The organism is Thermococcus sp. (assembly GCF_027066465.1).
Classification (GTDB): Archaea; Methanobacteriota_B; Thermococci; order Thermococcales; family Thermococcaceae; genus Thermococcus.
In genome coordinates, this window is sequence record NZ_JAMONU010000044.1 from 1 (window position 1) to 3,422 (window position 3,422).

At 54.4% G+C, this 3,422-nt stretch carries 4 protein-coding genes; 3 read left to right on the top strand and 1 reads right to left on the bottom strand.

Annotated elements, in window-relative coordinates:
- A partial coding sequence (locus MVK46_RS01905) for an ATP-binding protein (RefSeq protein ID WP_297534859.1) occupies positions 1–503 on the bottom strand: 503 nt, incomplete at its 3' end.
- Between the two features lie 138 nt (positions 504–641).
- On the opposite strand from MVK46_RS01905, the gene wtpA reads away from it, so the two are divergent.
- The 3 genes from wtpA to wtpC form a co-directional block, all read left to right on the top strand.
- Positions 642–1,700 carry a tungstate ABC transporter substrate-binding protein WtpA gene (gene wtpA, locus MVK46_RS01910; protein WP_297534861.1) on the top strand — a complete coding sequence of 353 codons (1,059 nt, stop codon included), beginning with the start codon at positions 642–644 and terminating at the stop codon, positions 1,698–1,700.
- 36 nt (positions 1,701–1,736) lie between these two features.
- The gene (wtpB, locus tag MVK46_RS01915; RefSeq protein ID WP_297534863.1) at positions 1,737–2,489 is read left to right on the top strand and encodes a tungstate ABC transporter permease WtpB; all 753 of its coding nucleotides are present in this window, start codon (positions 1,737–1,739) and stop codon (positions 2,487–2,489) included.
- On the top strand, positions 2,476–3,422 hold a 947-nt coding region (gene wtpC / locus MVK46_RS01920), incomplete at its 3' end, for a tungstate ABC transporter ATP-binding protein WtpC (protein ID WP_297534866.1). The genes wtpB and wtpC, both read left to right, overlap by 14 nt.

Genomic DNA, 3,422 nt, shown 5'->3' on the forward strand with positions numbered 1-3,422 from the left:
TGAAGGTTGAGCGTTGCGTCGCTCCTGCCGTAGAGCGGGCTTGAGTAGTCGAAGAAGCTCCTCTTCAGCAGTCCGACCGAGGAAGCCGAGAGGATTAGCATGACGTCGCTTTCGGGAAGAACTTCATCAACGATGCTCTGAAACTCCGCCTCAACCTCCGAGTAACGGAGTAAGTAAGAGAACTCGTCGAGGAACACTATGAGTCTGCCCTCAGCTTGGGACGCGATGAAGCGGAACGCGTCTGTGAACGTGGCAAAGTTTGGGACTGGGATGTTAAAGTGCTCCCCGATGGCCCGATTGAGCTTTGCGAGGTTGTACTCCCACACCCTCTTTTCGAACTGAACCGCTATAGCCTCCTTGTCCTTCAGGAACTCGCGAACGAGGCGGCTTTTCCCGATTCTTCTCCTTCCCGTGACGAGAACGAGTGTGAAGCCCTTTTTCTCATAAAGTTCGTTGAGCGTTTTGAGTTCCCTCTCCCTGTCTACAAATTTTCGAATCTTCATAATATAATTACAGGTCGAAACTTGATAAAAAGGTTTCGTTGGGGCGTTAATTCACGAAAACAACTTTATTTACGTTAATGCATCTGTTTACTCAAAATGTTTAAATACACGTTTCTGTCCCTTATATCGGTGGTTTTGATGAGGAAGGCGGTTTTCCCGTTGATAGGAATCCTCGTGCTCTCGGTTCTCGCGGCTGGGTGCATAGCCTCATCAGGCGGCTCCAGCTCCACATCAACGGGGACTTCAAAACCCCTCAAGGAGGAAACCCTGATAATCTTCCACGCCGGTTCGCTGAGCGTTCCCCTCCAGCAGCTTGAGAGCGCCTTCCAGAAGTACGCCGAGGAAAACCTGGGAGTTAAGGTGGAATTCCAGGACGAGGCGAGCGGCAGCGTCATGGCCTGCAGGAAGGTAACGGATTTACACAAACCCGCTGACATAGTTGCGACGGCCGACTACACCCTCATCCCGGAGCTTTTGATTCCCAACTACACCGACTTCTACGTGATGTTCGCGACAAACCAGATAGTCATTGCATTCACCAACAAGAGCAAGTACGCGAACGAGATTAACTCGACCAACTGGTACGAGATTCTGGCCAAGCCGGGCGTCAAGTTCGGCTTCAGCAACCCCAACGACGACCCCTGCGGCTACCGCGCAGTCATGGTCATGATGCTGGCGAGCCTTTACTACCACAAGCCGATATTCAAGACGCTGGTCGAGGACAACACCAACATATACGCAAATGGAACCCACATATACGTTCCCAAGGTGATACAGTTCAAGACCGACAAGATAGTCATGAGGCCCAAGGAGACCGACCTTGTTGGTCTCGTGGAGAGCGGAGCCGTTGACTACTTCTTCATATACAAGAGCGTCGCCGAGCAGCACCACCTCCGCTACATAACCCTGCCGAAGCAGATAAACCTCGAGGACTTCAAGCTCGCGAACTACTACGGTCAGGTCGAGGTTACCATAGGCTCCACAGGCAAGACAATCAAGGCCAAGCCCATCGTCTACGGCGTCACCGTGCTGAAGAACGCCCCCCACAGGGAGCTGGCCCTCGAGTTCCTCAAGTTCTGGCTCAGCCAGCAGGGCAGGGAGATATTTGAGAAGAACTATCAGGACTTCCTCAACCCGCCGATAGCGTTCGGCAACGTCCCAAGCATAATCAGAAACGAGGTGAAGGTCGAGGGGTGAGCTTTTTATCCCTCTCTCAAATTTAAGGGGAGGGCAATGAGGCGCGACTACACCCTTTACTTCTTCGCGGCGCTGGGGAGCTTTCTAATCGTTTACATACTCCTGCCCCTGGCAATGATTTACTTCAGGCAGGCCCAGGATTTTCAGGCCTTCGTCAGGACCCTCCACGACCCGGTTGTGATTTCTGCCGTCAAGCGGTCCCTTTTAACGGCCACGGCGACCGCTTTGATAGCGCTCCTCTTCGGCGTCCCCCTCGGCTACGTTCTGGCCAGAAAGGACTTCCCGGGGAAGAGCTTCGTTCAGGCCATCATAGATGTCCCGATAGTGATTCCCCACTCAGTTGTTGGCATAATGCTCCTCGTCACTTACTCCACATACATCCTCGACAACTACAAGGGCATAATAGGGGCCATGCTCTTCGTCTCGGCCTCCTTCACGATAAACTCCGCCAGGGACGGCTTTTTGGCCGTTGACGAGAAGCTTGAGGCTGTTGCGAGAACCCTCGGAGCTTCACGGCTGAGGGCCTTCTTCTCGATTTCCCTTCCGATGGCCTTCCCGAGCATAGCGAGCGGGGCCATAATGACGTGGGCAAGGGCAATAAGCGAGGTCGGCTCAATCCTGATTGTGGCCTACTACCCGATGACGGCCCAGGTTCTAATCCTCGAGTACTTCAACAACTACGGTCTGAGGGCTTCCCGGCCGATAGCGGTCCTCATGGTCACGATAAGCCTCGGCATCTTCGTCGTCCTCAGGTGGCTGATAGGGAGGCGGGCCAATGCTCAGGGCTGAGGGAATCTCCAAGGACTGGAAGGAGTTCCACCTCAGGGATATAACCCTCGAGGTTAAAGAGGGCGAGCACTTCATAATCCTCGGCCCGAGCGGTGCGGGGAAGACGGTTCTCCTTGAGATAATCGCGGGGATAATAGAGCCGGACTCGGGGAGGGTTTACCTCAAAGGCAGAGACGTTACGGACCTTCCGCCCGAGAAGCGCGGTTTAGCCTACGTCCCCCAGAACTACGCCCTTTTCCCGAACATGAACGTCTACGACAACATAGCCTTCGGCCTGAAGGTCAGGAAGGTGCCAAAGCCCGAAATAGAGCGAAAGGTTAGGGAAATCTCCGAGGTTCTAAAGATAGAACACCTCCTCCACAGAAAGCCGAGGACGCTGAGCGGTGGGGAGCAACAGAGGGTAGCTTTAGCGAGGGCGCTCGTCGTCGAGCCACCGTTAATCCTCCTCGACGAGCCCTTTGCCAACCTCGACGTCCAGACAAGGGCGAAGCTGTTAACCGAGATGAAGCGCTGGAAGCGAGAGCTGGGCTTCACGGCTCTGCACGTGACACACTCATTTGAAGAGGCAATCAGTTTAGGCGACCGCGTTGGGGTGATGCTCGACGGCAGGCTCGTTCAGGTTGGTAAGGTCAGGGACGTCTTCTCAAGGCCGGTGAGCGAGGAAGTTGCTCGCTTCCTCGGCTTCGAGAACATAATCGAGGGAATCGCTGAAGGGAGAAAGCTCAGGGTCAACGGCGTTGAGATTGAGCTTCCGGTCGAAGCCAAAGGACGGGTCAGGGTCGGCTTAAGACCGGAGGACATAATAATCTCGAACGAGCCGATAAAGAGCTCCGCCAGAAACGAGTTTAAAGCAATCGTTGAGTCAATCGAGGAGCTCGGCCCGCTCGTGAGGGTTCACCTTTCCCTCGGCGATATAACCCTTACGGCCTTCAT

Excerpts from the sequence above, each read along its gene's own strand:
- wtpA (WP_297534861.1), top strand. The coding sequence starts at position 642 with ATGAGGAAGGCGGTTTTCCCGTTGATAGGAATCCTCGTGCTCTCGGTT.
- wtpB (WP_297534863.1), top strand. The coding sequence starts at position 1,737 with ATGAGGCGCGACTACACCCTTTACTTCTTCGCGGCGCTGGGGAGCTTT.